This window comes from Diaphorobacter sp. LR2014-1 (assembly GCF_002916785.1).
Lineage (GTDB): Bacteria > Pseudomonadota > Gammaproteobacteria > Burkholderiales > Burkholderiaceae_C > Diaphorobacter > Diaphorobacter nitroreducens.
In genome coordinates, this window is record NZ_MTBE01000003.1 from 163,112 (window position 1) to 179,534 (window position 16,423).

13 protein-coding genes are annotated in these 16,423 nt (G+C 69.6%); 9 read left to right on the forward strand and 4 right to left on the reverse strand.

Features of this window, described 5'->3' with window-relative positions:
- Nucleotides 1-227: 227 nt before the first annotated feature.
- From dxs to xseB, 3 genes are all read right to left on the reverse strand, one after another.
- On the reverse strand, nucleotides 228-2,117 hold the full coding sequence (gene dxs, locus BV908_RS04080) for a 1-deoxy-D-xylulose-5-phosphate synthase (protein ID WP_103737305.1): 1,890 nt from the start codon (nucleotides 2,115-2,117) through the stop codon (nucleotides 228-230).
- A 103-nt stretch (nucleotides 2,118-2,220) separates the two neighbouring features.
- The gene (locus tag BV908_RS04085; protein WP_246867438.1) at nucleotides 2,221-3,117 is read right to left on the reverse strand and encodes a polyprenyl synthetase family protein; all 897 of its coding nucleotides are present in this window, start codon (nucleotides 3,115-3,117) and stop codon (nucleotides 2,221-2,223) included.
- Nucleotides 3,118-3,125: 8 nt separating this feature from the next.
- Complete coding sequence (gene xseB / locus BV908_RS04090; RefSeq protein ID WP_103737307.1) at nucleotides 3,126-3,371, reverse strand: exodeoxyribonuclease VII small subunit; 246 nt, start codon at nucleotides 3,369-3,371, stop codon at nucleotides 3,126-3,128.
- 306 nt (nucleotides 3,372-3,677) lie between these two features.
- Here xseB and BV908_RS04095 point away from each other — a divergent pair, with 306 nt between their 5' ends.
- The 9 genes from BV908_RS04095 (at nucleotide 3,678) to BV908_RS04135 (ending at nucleotide 14,844) form a co-directional block, all read left to right on the forward strand.
- Nucleotides 3,678-4,817 (forward strand): aromatic ring-hydroxylating dioxygenase subunit alpha, encoded by a 1,140-nt coding sequence (locus tag BV908_RS04095; RefSeq protein ID WP_103737308.1) that lies wholly within the window; start codon nucleotides 3,678-3,680, stop codon nucleotides 4,815-4,817.
- A 97-nt stretch (nucleotides 4,818-4,914) separates the two neighbouring features.
- On the forward strand, nucleotides 4,915-5,826 hold the full coding sequence (locus BV908_RS04100; protein ID WP_015912681.1) for a DMT family transporter: 912 nt from the start codon (nucleotides 4,915-4,917) through the stop codon (nucleotides 5,824-5,826).
- 60 nt (nucleotides 5,827-5,886) lie between these two features.
- Nucleotides 5,887-6,786 carry a sulfurtransferase gene (locus BV908_RS04105; RefSeq protein ID WP_103737309.1) on the forward strand — a complete coding sequence of 300 codons (900 nt, stop codon included), beginning with the start codon at nucleotides 5,887-5,889 and terminating at the stop codon, nucleotides 6,784-6,786.
- A 323-nt stretch (nucleotides 6,787-7,109) separates the two neighbouring features.
- On the forward strand, nucleotides 7,110-7,418 hold the full coding sequence (locus BV908_RS04110; protein WP_103737310.1) for a DUF3649 domain-containing protein: 309 nt from the start codon (nucleotides 7,110-7,112) through the stop codon (nucleotides 7,416-7,418).
- Nucleotides 7,415-9,097, forward strand: coding sequence for a PepSY-associated TM helix domain-containing protein (locus BV908_RS04115; protein WP_103737311.1), 1,683 nt, complete (start codon nucleotides 7,415-7,417; stop codon nucleotides 9,095-9,097). The genes BV908_RS04110 and BV908_RS04115 overlap by 4 nt, the downstream gene beginning before the upstream one ends.
- Nucleotide 9,098: 1 nt before the next feature.
- Nucleotides 9,099-9,452 (forward strand): DUF3325 domain-containing protein, encoded by a 354-nt coding sequence (locus BV908_RS04120; RefSeq protein ID WP_047349605.1) that lies wholly within the window; start codon nucleotides 9,099-9,101, stop codon nucleotides 9,450-9,452.
- A 264-nt stretch (nucleotides 9,453-9,716) separates the two neighbouring features.
- Complete coding sequence (locus BV908_RS04125; RefSeq protein ID WP_103737312.1) at nucleotides 9,717-10,442, forward strand: DUF4198 domain-containing protein; 726 nt, start codon at nucleotides 9,717-9,719, stop codon at nucleotides 10,440-10,442.
- Nucleotides 10,443-10,474: 32 nt separating this feature from the next.
- Nucleotides 10,475-12,616, forward strand: coding sequence for a TonB-dependent siderophore receptor (locus BV908_RS04130; protein WP_103737313.1), 2,142 nt, complete (start codon nucleotides 10,475-10,477; stop codon nucleotides 12,614-12,616).
- A 74-nt stretch (nucleotides 12,617-12,690) separates the two neighbouring features.
- Complete coding sequence (locus tag BV908_RS04135) at nucleotides 12,691-14,844, forward strand: TonB-dependent siderophore receptor (protein WP_103737314.1); 2,154 nt, start codon at nucleotides 12,691-12,693, stop codon at nucleotides 14,842-14,844.
- A gap of 55 nt (nucleotides 14,845-14,899) precedes the next feature.
- On the opposite strand, the gene BV908_RS04140 is transcribed toward BV908_RS04135, so the two are convergent.
- Complete coding sequence (locus BV908_RS04140) at nucleotides 14,900-16,336, reverse strand: NAD-dependent succinate-semialdehyde dehydrogenase (RefSeq protein WP_088887446.1); 1,437 nt, start codon at nucleotides 16,334-16,336, stop codon at nucleotides 14,900-14,902.
- Between the last annotated feature and the right edge of the window lie 87 nt (nucleotides 16,337-16,423).

Here is a 16,423-nt window from a genome sequence, read left to right on the forward strand (position 1 = left end):
GAGTGTACGCGCCGCTGAATCCCGCCGATGAGCGGAGGTAAATTGTAAAAACGTGGGTTGCCGGCCCCGTTGCGGGTTTCCCCTGAAAAATCCGCGAATGGCGCGTATTACTCGGCCGGGCAAGGAGCAGCGCAGGCCTCCGCGATGGGCTGCACAGGCGCCGCGACGCATCCCAGCGGCACGCTGCCGCGGGATGACTGCATTGTTGTGAAGGGAAGGAAAGCGCGTCAGGCCGCTGCCAGCGCCTGCGCGCCCGGCAATGCGCCGAAGCGCTCGGTGATGGAGCGCTGCATGCCAGCGGCGTCCAGCCCCTGCAGGGCCAGCAGCTTGGCCGGGTCGCCATGCTCGATGAACGCGTCGGGCAGGCCCAGTTGCAGCAAGGGGCGCTGCACGCCTGCGGCGGCCAGCGCCTCGGCCACGGCACTGCCGGCGCCGCCCATGATGCAGCCCTCCTCGACGGTGACCAGCGCATCGTGCTCCGCTGCCACCTGAAGCAGCAGCTGCGTATCCAGCGGCTTGGCCCAGCGCATGTTCACCACCGTAGCGTCCAGCGCCTCGGCCGCCTGCAGCGCCGGGTACAGCAGCGTGCCGAAAGCCAGGATGGCAATGCGCCGGCCCTTGCGGCGCACCTCGCCCTTGCCGAAGGGCAGCCCCTCCAGATCGGGCAGCGGCGCCACGCCCACGCCCGCGCCGCGCGGGTAACGCACGGCCACAGGGTGGTCTTGCTCGTAGGCGGTGGTGAGCAGTTGGCGGCATTCGCGCTCGTCGGCCGGGCAGGCCATGCTCATGTTGGGAATGCAGCGCACGAAGGCGATGTCATACGCGCCGGCGTGCGTGGCGCCGTCCGCACCCACCAGGCCCGCACGGTCCAGGGCAAACACCACGGGCAGGTTCTGCAGCGCCACGTCGTGGATGAGCTGGTCATAGGCGCGCTGCAGGAAGGTCGAGTAGATCGCCACCACCGGCTTCACCCCCTCGCACGCCATGCCGGCGGCAAAGGTCACGGCGTGCTGCTCGGCGATGCCCACGTCGTAGTAGCGCTCGGGAAAGCGCTGGTGGAACTCCACCATGCCCGACCCCTCGCGCATGGCGGGCGTGATACCCACCAGGCGCTCGTCCTTCTCGGCCATGTCGCACAGCCACTGGCCAAAGACCTGCGTGAAGCTCTGCTTGGGCGGCGTGGCCGGTTTCACCAGGCCCACGCGCGGATCGAACTTGCCCGGGCCGTGGTAGGCCACGGGGTCGGCCTCGGCCAGCTTGTAGCCCTGGCCCTTCTTGGTGACTACGTGCAGGAACTGCGGGCCCTTGAGGCCGCGGATGTTTTCCAGCGTAGGAATCAGCGAGTCCAGGTCGTGCCCGTCAATGGGGCCGATGTAGTTGAAGCCGAACTTCTCGAACAGCGTGGCCGGCACCACCATGCCCTTGGCCTGCTGCTCCAGGCGCTTGGCCAGCTCCAGCAGCGGCGGCGCGTTCTTGAGCACGCTCTTGCCCACGTCGCGCGCCTTGGCGTAGAACTGTCCGCTCATGAGCTGCGCCAGGTAGCGGTTCAGCGCGCCCACGGGCGGGCTGATGCTCATGTCGTTGTCGTTCAGGATGACCAGCAGGTTGGCGTCGGCCACGCCGGCGTTATTCAGCGCCTCGAAGGCCATGCCGGCGGTCATGGCGCCGTCGCCGATGATGGCTACACAGCGGCGTTCGTCGCCGCGCTGCTTGGCCGCCAGCGCCATGCCCAGCGCCGCGGAGATGCTGGTGGACGAGTGCGCGGTGCCAAAGGTGTCGTATTCGCTCTCGGCGCGCTGCGGAAAGCCCGACAGGCCGCCCAGCTGGCGCAGCGAGGGCATGCGGTCGCGCCGCCCGGTCAGGATCTTGTGCGGGTAGGTCTGGTGGCCCACGTCCCACACCAGCCGGTCGCGCGGCGTGTCGAACACGGCGTGCAGCGCCACGGTCAGCTCCACCGTGCCCAGGTTGGACGACAGATGCCCGCCGGTCTTGGACACGCTCTCCAGCACGAAGGCGCGCAGCTCCGTAGCCAGCGCCTTGAGCTCGGCACGGGGCAGCCGGCGCAGGTCGGCGGGATCGTTCACGCGCTCAAGCAGCGGATAGTTCGTCGTGGACATATGCTATGTTTTTAGTAGCTGTTAGCGCTTGATGAACAAGCGCTAGAGGCCAATTTGATTCATAAAAAGACACCAGCCCCGCCATGCGCAGCCTTGCCCATCATCAATGCGAACGGCGCACCACCATGTCGGCCAACGCCGCCAACGCCCGCGTGTCGGTCAGGCCGCTGGCGGCCAACGCCGCCAGTGCCTGCGCGCGCAGGGCTTCGGCATGCGCGCGCGCGGCCTCCAGCCCCATCAGCGAGACATAGGTCGGCTTGTCGCACGCGGCGTCCTTGCCGGCGGTCTTGCCCAGTGTGGCGGAGTCCTGGGTCACGTCCAGCACGTCGTCCACCACCTGGAAGGCCAGCCCCATGGCTGCGCCGTAGTCGCTCAGCGCGCGCAGCGTGCCCTCCGGGGTCTGGCCGCAGACCGCGCCCATCACCACGCTGGCCTGCAGCAGCGCGCCCGTCTTCAGGCGGTGCATCTGACGCAACTGGTCTTCAGACAACTGCAGGCCCACGCTGGCCAGGTCGATGGCCTGCCCGCCGGCCATGCCGTCGGCGCCCGCGGCGCGGGCCAACTCACGGCACAGCCGCGCCTGCATGGCCGGCGGTACCCCCTCCTCGGGTGTGAGCAGCTCAAACGCCAGCGCCTGCAGTGCGTCGCCCGCCAGCAGTGCACGCGCTTCGCCAAAGCGCACATGCACCGTGGCCTTGCCACGGCGCATCACATCGTTGTCCATACAGGGCATGTCGTCATGCACCAGCGAATAGGCGTGGATCAGCTCCACCGCGCAGGCGGCGCGCAGGGCGGCCTGCGCGTTTCCGCCGACGGCCTCGCAAGCGGCCAGCACCAGCAGCGGGCGCAGGCGCTTACCGCCATCCAGCACGGCATAGCGCATGGCCTCGCCCAGGCCTGCGGGCGCATCGGGGCACACCCAATGGGACAGGGCGTCCTCGACCCGCGCAAGCTGCGCGCGCATCCAGCCATCGAAGTCGAACACGGGCACGGCGGACATGGCGGGCGTCACTCCTGCGTCCATGGCTGCAGCGTGCCTTCGTCCAGCACCTTGATTTGGGCCTGTACCGCGTCCAGGCGCGCGCGGCAGAAGTTCAGCAGCACCGCGCCCCGCTGGTAGCCCGCCAGCATCTGGTCCAGCGGTAGCTGGCCCGACTCGATGCGGCCCACGAGCTGTTCAAGCTCTTCCAGTGCGGCTTCGTAGCTGACGGGATCGGGCTGGGTGGATGAAGGGGCGGCGGGGGCCTTGGCCATGGAGACGCAGCGCCAAGGGCGCAAGTGGAAACGGCCAATTTTAGGCGCAGGGCCCCGCGCCTGCCCGGCGAAGGCCGCGGGGATGCCCCCGCGGCCGGCGGGAGATCGCCGCCCCGGACGCCGCACGCGGCTTGCTAGGCGCGCGCAATACACGTACACCCGCCGCGGAAATAACCCCACCACCTATAATCCCATTCCTTCACCACGAACCGGCTATGGAGTACTTCCCTGGGCCGGTTTCGTTTTTTCTATAGCCCCGTGCGCACGCGCACCCTCCCTGTGGGGAGTCTTTAGGTCAGGTCACCCATGTCTGATTTAAGTCTTCAACTGCAGCAGGCCGCAAGCCAACTACCAGTTTCCAGCTATTTCGACGAAGCGCTGCTGCAGCGCGAACTGGAGACGATCTTCCAGCGAGGGCCCCGCTACGTGGGGCACCAACTCGCCGTCCCCGAGGTGGGCGACTACTTCGCGCTGCCCCAGGAAAAGGAGGGCCGCGCCCTCGTGCGCAATGCCCAGGGGCGGGTGGAGCTGATCTCCAACGTCTGCCGGCACCGCCAGGCAGTGATGCTCAAGGGCCGCGGCAACCTGCAGGCCCAAGGCAAGGGCCATGCGGGCGGCAACATCGTCTGCCCGATTCACCGCTGGACGTATTCCACCAGCGGCGAGCTGTTGGGCGCGCCGCATTTCGCGCACGACCCCTGCCTGAATCTCAACAACTACAAGCTGCGCGAATGGAACGGCCTGCTGTTCGAGGACAACGGTCGCGACATCGCCGCCGACCTGGCCGGTATGGGCACGCGGCGTGAGCTGTCGTTCGAGGGCTATGCGCTCGACCATGTGGAACTGCACGAGTGCAACTACAACTGGAAGACCTTCATCGAGGTCTACCTGGAGGACTACCACGTGGGTCCGTTCCATCCGGGCCTGGGCAACTTCGTCACCTGTGACGACCTGAAGTGGGAGTTCCAGAAGGAATACTCCGTGCAAACCGTGGGGGTGGCTTCCACGTTCGGCAAGCCGGGCTCCGACGTGTACAAGAAGTGGCACGAGGTGCTGCTGAAATACCGCGAGGGCAAGATGCCCGAGCGCGGCGCGATCTGGCTCACCTACTACCCGCACATCATGGTGGAGTGGTATCCGCACGTGCTTACCGTCAGCACGCTGCACCCGATCGGTGTGGACAAGACGCTGAACATGGTGGAGTTCTACTACCCCGAGGAAATCGTCGCCTTCGAGCGCGAGTTCGTCGAGGCGCAGCGTGCGGCCTACATGGAAACCTGCATCGAGGATGACGAGATCGCCGAGCGCATGGACGCGGGCCGCAAGGCCCTGATGGAACGCGGCGACAACGAGGTCGGCCCCTACCAGAGCCCCATGGAGGACGGCATGCAGCACTTCCACGAGTGGTACCGCGGTCGCATGGGTGCCGCCGTGTCCCGCGGCTAAGGCCCCACACCGCCGCCCTACGCTACCATTACAATAGCTGCCAGCGCTTGATACACAAGCGCTGGCAGCTATTTTTATTCATACCCATAGGTTTTCCATGCAAGCGCTCTGGATGGTGTTGGCGGCGTTCCTGTTCGCAAGCATGGGGGTCTGCGTGAAAATGGCCTCGGCCTACTTCAACGCGGCCGAGCTGGTCTGCTACCGCGGCTTCATCGGCATGGCCATCCTCTGGGCGCTGGCACGCTCGCAAAAGGTGGCACTGGCCACACGCTACCCTGGCATGCACGCCTGGCGCAGCCTGATCGGCGTGACATCGCTGGGCGCGTGGTTCTACGCCATCGCCTACCTGCCCCTGCCCACGGCGATGACACTCAACTACATGAGCAGCGTGTGGATCGCCGCCTTCCTGATCGGCGGCGCGTTGCTCGCCTGGCGCCCCTCCAGCGCGCAGCCGCGCCCGCCGTTGCAAGTGACCTTGGTGCTGACCGTGCTGGTCGGGTTCGCGGGCGTGGTCATGATGCTGCGCCCCAGCATCGACGACAACCAGGCCTTTGCGGGTCTGGTGGGCCTGTGCTCGGGCCTGACCGCCGCGTTCGCCTACATGCAGGTGGTGGCGCTGTCGCGCCTGGGCGAGCCCGAGACGCGCACCGTGTTCTATTTCGCCGTGGGCTCGGCCGTAGCCGGCGGCGCGGCTATGCTGGTCACGGGCATGTCCGACTGGCCCGGGTGGCCCGCGTTGTGGCTGCTGCCGCTGGGCCTGCTGGCCGCGGGCGGGCAGTTGTGCATGACGCGTGCCTACTCGCGCGCCCTCACCGCCCGCGGCACGCTGGTGGTGGCCAACCTGCAGTACTCGGGCATCGTCTTCGCCAGCATCTACGGCGTGGCGCTGTTCGGCGACCAGTTGCCACTCATCGGCTGGGCGGGCATGGCGCTCATCGTGGGCAGCGGCATCACGGCCACCGTATTGCGTGCCCGGGCCGCGCCGGACACGCCTGCCGAAGAACACTGACGCGCTGGCGCGCCCAACGCCGCGACAATGGGGCCTGATCGATACGCACAGAGCCCGACCATGCCCTACACCACGCTGATCTCCGTTCCTGAACTGCAGTCCCTCCTGCACAGCGGCCAGCCGCTGATGGTGTTCGACTGCAGCTTCGACCTCACCCAACCCACCCTGGGTGCCAGCCAATACCGCGAGGCGCACATCCCCGGCGCCTTCCACGCCGACCTGGACAAGCACCTGAGCGCCCGCCATGGCGCTCCCGGCGCGGGCGGCACGGTCGTGGCCTCGGCGGCGGACGAGCCCGCATCGGGCGGGCGCCACCCGCTGCCCAACCGCGAGCGATTTGCGACCTGGCTCTCGGACATTGGCTTTGCCAATGACATGCAGGCCGTGGTGTACGACCGCAACGGCGCCAACTACTGCGGCCGCCTGTGGTGGATGCTCAAGTGGGCGGGACATGATGCCGTGGCCGTGCTCGACGGCGGGCTGCAGGCCTGGCAGGCCGCCGGCGGCGCGGTGGCCAGCGGCGACGAGCCGGCGCGTTTCCAGTCGCACTTTCGGCTGCAGGCGCCGCTGCGCCGGCTGGTGAGTGCGCAGGAGGTGCTGGCGCAACTGGGTCAGCCCGGCCAGACGGTGGTCGACGCGCGCGCCACACCACGCTACCGGGGCGAGGTGGAGCCGCTGGATCCCGTGGCGGGCCACATCCCCGGCGCACTCAACCGCCCCTTCGGCCTGAACCTGGGAACGGACGGCCACTTCAAGAGCCCGGAGCAGCTGCGTGCCGAGTTCACCACCCTGCTGGAGGGCCGCGACCCCGCCACCGTCGTCCATCAATGCGGCAGCGGCGTGAGCGCCCTGCCCAACCTGCTGGCCATGGAAATCGCGGGCCTGGGTCCCACGGCCCTGTTTGCCGGCAGCTGGAGCGAGTGGTGCAGCGACCCCGGCCGGCCGGTTGAGCGCGGCTGACGCTCACGCGGACGCTTTCGCAACGTTACAGCCCGTTTTGCGGTGCACGGCCAAGCCGGCGCCGTGCATGGGCCTGCCTGTGGTGCCGGCGCAGCGGCACCTGTCGCGCGCACGCATCGCAACGGCGGACGGCCTTCACGTGCGCAGACATTTCTCACCTATACTTAAATGCGAATCGTTCTCATGACATATCCTAAGTAACCCGTGATCCGCGCCTGCTCCGCCTTGACGTTGCGCCTCGACGCCGCCCCGCCCCTGTTCAACGGCGAGGCCTCGACCGCCGTGCGGCCGTCCCGCTCCCTCGCGGCACAGGAGGGAGTCCGATGAGGCCCACGCAACCGTTGTGGCGCTACCGGCTCGCCGTGGCCTCGCGCACACTGGCCGCGGTGGCGGGAGGCTATGCGCTCACGGCGGCCTTCACGGCTGCGGCCGCGCTGGCCCTGGCACAACGCAGCTCCCGCGTGGACGCCGTGCTGGCCGCCACCTTGCTGGCGTGGCTGGTCTATGTGTTGGCCATCGCCTGGGTTTTCTTTGCGCGCACGGCCTGGCAGGCCTGGTGCGGCGTGCTGGGCCCTGCGATGCTGCTGGGGCTGGCCGCCCAGGTGCCGCAATGGCTGGCGGGTGCCGCATGAGCCCGCCCGCCGATGCATCCCGCGCCCCCGCACGCGAGGGCTTTCGCCAGGCCATGGCCTGGCTGCACACCTGGGCGGGACTGCTGCTGGGCTGGCTGCTGTTTGCCATCTTCGTGACGGGCACGCTGTCGTATTTCAAGCCCGAGTTCAACCACTGGATGCGCCCCGAACTCCAGGCCCTGCCGCCCGCCAAGGCAGATGACGCGGCAGCCGTCGCCGAGCGCGCCCTGGCCGCCCTGCGGCAGCACGCACCGCAGGCCACCCAGTGGATCATGCGCCTGCCCGACGAGCGCCAGCCCGAGGTGTCGCTGCTGTGGCACGCGGGGCCGCGCGAGCGCTTCCAGCCCCTGCTGGTGCACCCCGCCACCGGCGACATCCTCACGCCACGGGCCACGGCGGGGGGAGACTTCTTCTACCGCTTCCATTTCGAGTTGCGCACCGCGCACCAGGGCCGCTGGGTGCTGCAAGGGCGCTGGATCGTGGGCGCGGCCACGCTGCTGATGTTCGTGGCGCTGCTCACCGGCGTGGTCACGCACCGGCGCATCTTCAAGGACTTCTTCACCTTTCGCCCCGCCAAGGGCGGCCAGCGTGCATGGCTGGATGCGCACAACGTCAGCGGCGTGCTGGCGCTGCCGTTCTACCTGGTGATCACCTTCAGCGGACTCATGATCTTTCACTCGCTGTACCTGCCGGCGGGCATTGCCGCCGTGTATCCCGGCGCACGCGGCACCGACACGGCCAGCTACTTCGCAGAACTGCAGGGGGACGCCCCGCGCAGCGCGGGCACCGCCCAGGCCGGTCCGCCCGCGCCCCTGCCACCGCTGGCCGTGGCCGCTGCCATGCAGCAGGCCCAGGCCCACTGGCAGGGAGGGCGCGTGCAGCGCCTGCGCGCGCAGCGCGACCCCGGCGGCGATGTGCGCCTGGAGGTCACGCGCCATGACGGCGACCGCCTGCAGTACGGTCCCGAACGCCTGTGGTTCGATGGCGCCAGTGGCCAGTTGCTGCACGAAGCCGCCCCCGCCGGCGCGGCACGGCAGACCTATGGCGTGCTCTACGGCCTGCACCTTGCACGGTTCGCAGGTCCCGGCCTGCGCTGGGCCCTGTTCGGCTTCGGCGTGCTGGGCAGCCTGATGATCGCCACCGGCCTGGTGCTGTGGACTGTCAAACGCCAAGCGCAGGCACGGCGTCCCCATGCCGGGCAGCCCCAGCGCCTGCCCTTCGGCGAGCGGCTGGTGGCCAGCCTCAACCTGGCGGCGCTGGCCGGCCTGCCGCTGGCTTTGGCGGTCTACCTCGCTGCCAACCGGCTGCTGCCGCTGCACTGGGCGGCGCGGGCCGATGCGGAGCTGGCCTGTTTCTTCAGCGCATGGGCGCTAGCGCTGCTGCTCGCGGCCGCCTCACCGGGCCGGCGCGGCTGGTGCGCCCTGCTGGCACTGGCCGGGGCGCTCTGGGCGCTGCTGCCGCTGTTGAACGCAGCCACCACGCACGCGCACCTGGGCGTCAGCCTGCCAGCCCGCGACTGGGTTTTGGCGGGCATGGACCTGGCATTCCTCGCCACCGGCGCGTTGCTGCTGGCGCTGGCCTACCGGCTGCGACCCCTGCGGGCGACCGCTGGCGCAAGGCCCCCAGCGGCCGTGCCGGCACATCTGTCGGCCACGCGCGGCCACCGCGCGGGAGCCTGAGATGACGGAACTGTTGTTGTGCCTGGCCGGCTGGTGCGCCATGGCCCTGGGCATGGATCGGCACCACGAGGACGCGCTGCGCCGATCCGCCACCGCCCCCACGCTGCAGCGCCTGCGTGGCGTGGGCTGGGTACTGCTGGCAGCGGCCCTGGCCCATGCCGTGGGACGGCCGGCCCCGACCGTGCCCATGGGCCTGGTGTGGTGGAGCGTAGCCCTCTCGCTGGCAGCGCTGGCCGCCACGGCGCTGGCCACCTGGCGGCCACGCTGGCTGCCCACCGCCGGCGTGGCGGCCTTGCTGGCCGCGCTGTTCGTAGGGGCCGCGGCCACGGGCTGCGCCGGCGCCGGGCCGGGCTGAGCCCGCATGGCCCGCATCGCGGGCCGGTGTGCCGACGCACACGCACTTCTTTCAGAGCCACCCACGCCAGCCGCCCGGCTGGCGCAGGCAGCCAGCGTTATCCACAAGGCGCCCTGGGGCGCCCTTGCGAGAGCCTTCATGCGCCTGCCTGATCTTCGCATCAAAACCGGCCACAGCGCTTATCTGTAAAGCGCTGACAGCTATTCATTCAATAGCAAACGCCATTCCTCGCATACATCCATCCATTCACAGGAGAACACGCCCATGTCCCTCATCCCTCGACACCCCCTCGCGCGGCTGGCCGGTGCGCTGCTGCTGGCCGGCGGCGCTGCGCAGGCCCACCAGGTCTGGCTGGAGCAGGCACCGAACGAGACGCGCCTGCACTTCGGTGAATACGCCGATAACCTGCGCGAGACCTCGCCGGGCCTGTTGGACAAATTCACCGCAGTGCCTGTGCTACGCCAGGCCGGCGCGCGGTCGACCGAAGGCCGCCGCACGCCCACCGCCTTCGTCTATGCGCCGCAAAGCGCCGCGGACACGCTCTGGGCGGAAGCTCCGTACCCGCTCATCGACCGCAGCAAGACGCAGCGTCCACCGCTGCTGTGGCGCCCCGCGGCGCGCTGGGTGTCCAGCCTGGCGCAGCCGGTGGACGCCGCCACGCCCCTGGACCTCGTGCCCACGGGGCAGGACGGCACGCTGCGCGTGGTGTTCCAGGGCGCCCCGCTGCCCCAGGCCAAGGTGACGCTGGTGGCGCCCTCCGGCTGGTCGCGCGAGGCCATCACCGGCGAAGACGGCACGGTGCGCTTTGCCCTGCCATGGCAGGGCCAGTACGTGGCCGAGGTCCAACACACCGACAAGACCCCCGGCGAACACCTGGGCCAGCCCTATGGCGAAGCGAGCTACGTGACCACGCTGAGCTTCGTGCAGACGCACGTTGCCGTATCGCCCACCCTGCCCGCCCTGCCCGCACCGCCCGCCAAGGCGCGCTGAGCGGTATCCCGCCCCTTGCATCCCCCACCGCCATGAAACCTCCCCTTGTTCCCCGCCCGCGGCGCACGGCCGTGGCTCTGGCCGCGCAGGCCGCGCTGTGGCTGCTGTGCGGCAGCGCGATCGCACAGACCGCCGAGGCCCCGCCGGGCGCGCCGGCGGCAACCGCCACCCTGCGCCAGGTAGACGTGGTCGACTCCACGGCGGGCGCCGCCGCCACGCCCGCGCGCCGCGCGCAAAGCAGCTCGCGCCTGGGCCTGCCAGTGCTGGAGACGCCGCGCGCCGTGAGCGTGATCGACAGCGCGCTGCTGGAGCAGCAGTTGGCCACCACCGAGCGCGACGTGCTGCGCAACGCGGCCGGCGTGTCCTCGCGCAGCGAGTACGCAGGCTCGTACTCGCAGTTCGCCATCCGCGGGTTGTGGGCCAACAACACCTACAACTACCTGCGCGACGGTGCCAAGTTCGTGCACCTGCTCGATCCACCGCTGTTCAACATCGAACGCGTCGAGGTCATCAAGGGCCCGGCGGCGCTGGAGTTCGGCCAGGTGGCGCCGGGCGGCCTCGTCAATTACGTGAGCAAACGGCCCCAGGCCGATCCGCTGCGCAGCGTGAAGATCGGCGCCGGCAGCCACGGCTGGCGCAATGCCGAATTCGACCTCACCGGCCCCCTGAATGCCGACGGCACGCTGCGCTACCGGCTGGACGGCGGCGCGAGCCGCGGCGGCAGCTTCGTGGACGGCAACACGCCGCGCAAGCAGGGCCTGGCCGGCAGCCTGGAATGGCAGCTCACGCCGGACACGCGCTGGCGCGCACAGGCCGAGTACCAAAGCCTGGAAGGCGTATCCACCGTAGGGCTGGCGGTGCCCGACCCGCAGAACCCGCGCAGCGCGGACGTGCTCCCGGTGGGCACCTTCTATGGCGAGCCCTGGCTGCGCACCGACGGGCACCTGCGCTTTTATTCCACCGAGCTGCAGCACCGCTTCACCGATCGCCTTGAAGGGCGGGTGCACCTGTCGCGCAACGAGACCTTTCGCAACGTGAACATGGTCTACCCCATCGGCCCGGTGACGGGCGGCCAGGTCGCGCGCAGCTACTGGCTGGCACCGGGGCAGAACTACACGTCGGACACCGCGCTGGCCGAACTGCGCGCACAAGTGCGGACGGGTCCCGTGCGCCACACGCTGCTCGCCGGGCTGGATTGGCGTGCCATCGAGGGCGTGTACGGTGCGCGTGGCACGGGCAACCTGGGTGCAGTGGACCTGTACCAGCCCGTGACGGGCCTGGTGCCGCCCGCGGCTTCGGGCGGCAGGGCCGCCGTGGCCTCGGACACGCGCAACACGGGCCTGTTCGTGCAGGACCGGCTCGCCCTGGGCGACTTCAGCCTGCTGCTGGGCCTGCGCCACGACCGGCTCAAGGACGCTTACACCAAGCCCGCCACGGATCTGAGCAAGACCCAGCCCAGCGCCGCGCTGAGCTGGCAGCCCCTGCCCGCCAGCATGTTCTATGTGAGCCATGCGCGCTCGTTCCAGGCGAACTCGGGCACGCTGCTGTGGGGCGACCGCGCGGCGCCACCCTCCGAGGGCAAGCAGCTGGAGGTGGGCTGGAAGCAGGAATGGCTGGGCCAGCGCCTGCTCACCACCGTATCGGCCTTCGCGCTGGAACTGACCAACGCACCGGCCAACGACCCCGAGCACCCCGGCTACTCGGTGCTGACAGGCCGCCAGCGCATCAAGGGGCTGGAAGTGGAGGCACAAGGCCGCATCACCCCGGGCTGGAGCGTCACCGCGCAGGCCACCTTCCTCGACCCCAAGGTGCTGGCCGACACCGTGCCCGGCGCCAACGTGGGCCACCGCGTCGCGCTCGCCCCGCGGCGCACCGCCTCGCTGTGGACCCAGTACCGCCTGCCCGGGGTGCCCGGCCTGTGGGTCGGCGGCGGGCTGGTCCACCAGGGCGACAAGTTCACCGCCAACGACAACCGGTGGCGCCTGCCCGGCTACACCGTGGCGGACCTCGCGCTGGGCTACCAGTTCGGCGGTGGCGTGCGACTGCAAGCCAACCTGAAGAACGCCGCCAACCGGCGCTACTACGTGGACGCATCCACCACGGCCGCGGGCTTTGCGGCCGTCACACCGGGCGAGCCGCGCTCGCTCTACGTCACGCTGGACTACACGTTCTGAGCCCCTCAATTTCTATCAAAACACGCTGCAGCGTCCGTCCATCCTGCGCAACCAGCTTCACCATTCATAGCACCATGATCTTTCGCCCTTTCCCCGTCACGCGCACTGCCGCCGCACAGGCCGCCGTGGCGCTGCTGTGCGGCGCCGCCGCGCAGGCCCAAACCACCGAAGCCGCCCTGCCCGCGGTCACCATCAGCGCCGACCCGGCGCAGCAAAGCGCCACCGAACCGGTACGGGGCTTCGTGGCCCGCCGCGCGCTGTCGGCCACCAAGACCGACACGCCGCTCATCGAGACACCCCAGGCCATCAGCGTGGTCACGCGCGACCAGATGGAAGCCCAGGGAGTAGGGACGCTGCGCGAGACCACGCGCTACAGCGCGGGCATCGTGTCGAGCTACTTCGACAGCCGCGTGGACAGCTTCAAGGCGCGCGGCGGCGATGTGACGCAGTACCTGGACGGCCTGCTGCGCACCTATGGCACGTACAACAATGTCAAGGCAGAGCCCTACACGCTGGAGCGCGTGGAATTCCTGCGCGGCCCCTCTTCGGTGCTCTACGGCCAGGGCAGCGTGGGCGGCGTGCTCAACCTCACGTCCAAGCGTCCGCTGGCCGAGCGCCAGCGCGAGGTGCAGGTGCAGATAGGCAGCCATGCGCGCAAGCAGATCGCCGCCGACCTGACCGGCCCGCTGGATGCCGAGGGCCGGTGGCTCTACCGCCTGGTGGCCGTGGGCCGCGACAGCGGCACGCAGGTGGACCACGTGGACGATGACCGCGTGGTGTTCGCGCCATCGCTCACCTGGCGGCCGAGCGCGGACACCTCGCTCACGCTGCAGGCGCACTACCAGAAGGACCAGAGCGGCTCGCTGATCGGCTTCTTCCCCTGGCAGGGCACGCGGCTGCCGAGTGCCTACGGGCGTATTCCCACCAACACCTTCATCAGCGAGCCGGGCTGGGACGCCTACGACACCGAGAACGCCTCCTGGGGCTACCTCTTCAGCCACCGCCTGAACGGCGACTGGACGCTGCGCCAGAACCTGCGCCGCACCGTGAGCGACGTGGACTACCGCACGCTCTACACCAGCTTCACTGCCAATGCCGCCAGCGGCCGACCCGCGCGTCCGGTGTTCGACGCCAATGGTCGCACCGTGCTGCGCGACGCCGCCTGGCAACGCAACGCCAGCCGCCTGCTGCTCATCGACACGCAGCTGGAAGGCCACCTGCGCGCGGGCGCGGTAGAGCACACGCTGCTGGTCGGCGTGGACGGTCAGCGCAACCACACCAGCCAGTCCAGTTGGCGCGCCGTGGCGCCCGCCATCGACGTGTATGTACCGGTGTACGGCAACTTCACCCCGCCCAGCAGCGCCGCCCTGACGGCCCTGCCCGACGTGACGCAGCGCCAGCTGGGCCTGTACCTGCAGGACCAGATGCGCTGGGGTGCGTGGACCGCCACGCTGGGCCTGCGCCATGACCGCGCCAAGACCGACACCGAAGGCCGCCCCGCCGCGGCGGTGGACGACAAGGCCTGGACCAAGCGCCTGGGCCTGACCTACCAGGCCGGCGGGGGCTGGGCACCGTATGTCGGTTATTCAGAGTCGTTCCAACCGCTGGGCGGCGTCAACGTGTACGGCACGGCCTACAAACCCCAGCGCGGCCAGCAGTGGGAGGCCGGCGTGAAGTGGATGCCCGAAGGGCGCGGCATCTCGGCCTTTGCGGCGCTCTACCACCTGCGCGAGAAGAACCGCAAGACCACCGACCCGAGCAACCCGCTCAACAGCCTGCAGATCGGCGAGGTCACCATCAAGGGTCTCGAAGCCGAGATGACCGCCAGCCTGGCGCGCCATTGGGACTGGACGCTGGGCTATGCCTATGCCGACGCCACCATCAGCCGCAGCAACGCGGGCGACCAGGGCCAGCGCGTGGCGGGCGTGCCGCGGCACACGGCGTCCAGCTGGCTCATGCACCGCTTCGCGGCCCAGGGCCGGGGCGGCTGGACGGTAGGCGCCGGCGTGCGCTACACCGGATCGCAGTGGACCGGCACACCGGCCATCGATACCCCGTCGGTGCTGCTGGCCGATGCCATGGTGGCCTACGACGCGGGCGATTGGCGCCTGGCGCTGAACATCAACAACCTGACGGACAAGGTCAACATCACCCAGTGCCTGGCGCGCGGCGACTGCTTCTACGGCGAGCGCCGCAACGTGCTGCTGACGGGCACCTACCGCTTCTGAGCGCGGTGTAAAAAAAGCCCCGGCAGGCCGGGGCTGGTGGTGCTGAAGGGCTGCGTCAGACGTGGGTGATGGAGATCGCGCGCGTGTTCAGGCACGCCTCCAGCGCCTCGGGGCCGCCCTCGGAACCGTAGCCCGAATCCTTGATGCCGCCAAACGGCAGCTCGGCCGAGGGCGTCGCGGGTTGGTTGACCCACAGCATGCCCACCTCGACGCGCTGGCTCAGCAGGTGGGCATTCTTGAGCGAGCGCGTGAACGCGTAGCCCGCCAGGCCGTAGGCGAGGCGGTTGGCCTCGGCGATGGCCGCTTCGAGCTGCGTGAAACCCTGCACGGCCGCGACGGGTCCGAAGGGTTCCTCGTTGAAGATGCGTGCATGGGTGGGTACGTTGTCGAGCACCGTGGGCGCAAAGAAGTTGCCCACCTCGCCCAGCCGCTCGCCACCCGTGCGTACCGTGGCGCCCTGCTGCACGGCATCGCCCAGCAGGTCGGCCATGGCCGCCACGCGGCGCGGGTTGGCCAGCGGGCCCATCTGCGTGCCCTCGGCCAGGCCGTCACCCACCTTCAGGCCCTGGGCATGACGCGTGAGCGCGGCCACGAAGTCGGCGCGCACGCTCTCGTGCACCAAAAAGCGCGTGGGCGAGATGCAGACCTGCCCCGCGTTGCGGAACTTGGCGCCGCCCGAGGCCTTGACCGCCAGCTCGATATCCGCGTCCTCGCAGACAATCACCGGCGCGTGGCCGCCCAACTCCATGGTCACACGCTTCATGTGCTGGCCCGCCAGCCCCGCCAGTTGCTTGCCCACGGGGGTGGAGCCGGTGAATGTGACTTTGCGCACGATGGGGTGCGGGATCAGGTAGTTGGAGATCTCGGCCGGGTTGCCGTACACCAGGCCCACCGCACCGGCGGGCACGCCGGCATCGGCAAACGCACGGATCAACTCGGCCGGGCTGGCGGGCGTCTCCTCGGGCGCCTTGACCAGCACCGCGCAGCCCGCGGCCAGCGCCGCGCCCAGTTTGCGCACCACCTGGTTGATGGGGAAGTTCCAGGGCGTGAACGCGGCCACCACCCCCACCGGGTCCTTCACCACCATCTGGCGCACGGCCAGGTTGCGCGACGGCACGATGCGGCCGTACACGCGCATGCCCTCATCGGCAAACCACTCGATGATGTCGGCCGCGGCCATGGCCTCGACACGCGCCTCGGCCCGGGGCTTGCCCTGCTCCTGCGTGAGGATGGCTGCAATGGCATCGGCGCGCTCGCGCATCAGCGCGGCCGCCCGGCGCATGGTCTTGGCGCGCTCGATGGCGGGCGTGTCGCGCCACACCTCGAAGCCCTTTTGCGCAGCCTCCAGCGCACGGTCCAGGTCGGCAATGCCCGCATGCGCCACCCGCCCGATTTCCTGGCCCGTGGCCGGGTTGTGCACGGCGATGGTCTTGCCGCTCTCGGCGTCCTGCCATTGGCCGGCGATGAAAAGGCGCGTGTCGGGATAGGTCATGCAATGGGCTCCTGGGTGTCATGTCAAGAAAAATCGGGCGCCAGGCGCAGGGGCAAGACCCGCGCCGGCCGCAACCGGTCACTATAG

Bases quoted from the DNA above. Each gene is read 5' to 3' on its own strand.
- dxs (WP_103737305.1), bottom strand. From the start codon at position 2,117: ATGTCCACGACGAACTATCCGCTGCTTGAGCGCGTGAACGATCCCGCC.
- BV908_RS04085 (WP_246867438.1), bottom strand. From the start codon at position 3,117: ATGTCCGCCGTGCCCGTGTTCGACTTCGATGGCTGGATGCGCGCGCAG.
- xseB (WP_103737307.1), bottom strand. From the start codon at position 3,371: ATGGCCAAGGCCCCCGCCGCCCCTTCATCCACCCAGCCCGATCCCGTC.
- BV908_RS04095 (WP_103737308.1), top strand. From the start codon at position 3,678: ATGTCTGATTTAAGTCTTCAACTGCAGCAGGCCGCAAGCCAACTACCA.
- BV908_RS04100 (WP_015912681.1), top strand. From the start codon at position 4,915: ATGCAAGCGCTCTGGATGGTGTTGGCGGCGTTCCTGTTCGCAAGCATG.
- BV908_RS04105 (WP_103737309.1), top strand. From the start codon at position 5,887: ATGCCCTACACCACGCTGATCTCCGTTCCTGAACTGCAGTCCCTCCTG.
- BV908_RS04110 (WP_103737310.1), top strand. From the start codon at position 7,110: ATGAGGCCCACGCAACCGTTGTGGCGCTACCGGCTCGCCGTGGCCTCG.
- BV908_RS04115 (WP_103737311.1), top strand. From the start codon at position 7,415: ATGAGCCCGCCCGCCGATGCATCCCGCGCCCCCGCACGCGAGGGCTTT.
- BV908_RS04120 (WP_047349605.1), top strand. From the start codon at position 9,099: ATGACGGAACTGTTGTTGTGCCTGGCCGGCTGGTGCGCCATGGCCCTG.
- BV908_RS04125 (WP_103737312.1), top strand. From the start codon at position 9,717: ATGTCCCTCATCCCTCGACACCCCCTCGCGCGGCTGGCCGGTGCGCTG.
- BV908_RS04130 (WP_103737313.1), top strand. From the start codon at position 10,475: ATGAAACCTCCCCTTGTTCCCCGCCCGCGGCGCACGGCCGTGGCTCTG.
- BV908_RS04135 (WP_103737314.1), top strand. From the start codon at position 12,691: ATGATCTTTCGCCCTTTCCCCGTCACGCGCACTGCCGCCGCACAGGCC.
- BV908_RS04140 (WP_088887446.1), bottom strand. From the start codon at position 16,336: ATGACCTATCCCGACACGCGCCTTTTCATCGCCGGCCAATGGCAGGAC.